Raw genomic sequence first — 462 nt, 5'->3', positions numbered from 1 at the left:
TCTAATCTCTTTAGTAGATGCTATGTTTAAAATTGATAGTAAACTTGGAAATACCAAGCTCAGCGAATCATTGACATACCAATTACTAACTGGCGTAGAAGATGGCGTTGTAAAACCGAATAGACTATTACATGAGACTTTTGCATACTCTTCTCATACTGTTATGAGTAAGAACGGGCAGAAGTCTTTTTTCGATAAAGCTACTGAACACTTAAACCCAGACATTATCAAAGATAACCAAACCAATATTAAAAACTCCTTCATTCATGCCACTACTGTAAATATCTCTCGTTTGTTAGAGTTATTTGGACTTGATGAAAACAAAAGTCCAGGCTTAATGAAGAAAAGTACGTGGGCTGGCTCTCTTAGAGAATTATTGAATACCCCTGGCATTAAAGAACTAGAAAAATACAAAGACCATTTACTTATTCTAAAGAATGATTGGTATGAGGGTCTTAAATA

General features: G+C 34.2%; 1 protein-coding gene. It reads left to right on the top strand.

Annotated elements, in window-relative coordinates:
* Positions 1-22 precede the first annotated feature (22 nt).
* A partial coding sequence (locus EO125_RS09725; RefSeq protein ID WP_164726517.1) for a hypothetical protein occupies positions 23-462 on the top strand: 440 nt, incomplete at its 3' end.

Source organism: Veillonella sp. VA139 (genome assembly GCF_003992005.1).
Taxonomy (GTDB): domain Bacteria; phylum Bacillota; class Negativicutes; order Veillonellales; family Veillonellaceae; genus F0422.
The sequence above is the reverse complement of the archived record's forward strand: the minus strand, read 5'-3'. Positions and strand labels throughout refer to the sequence as shown.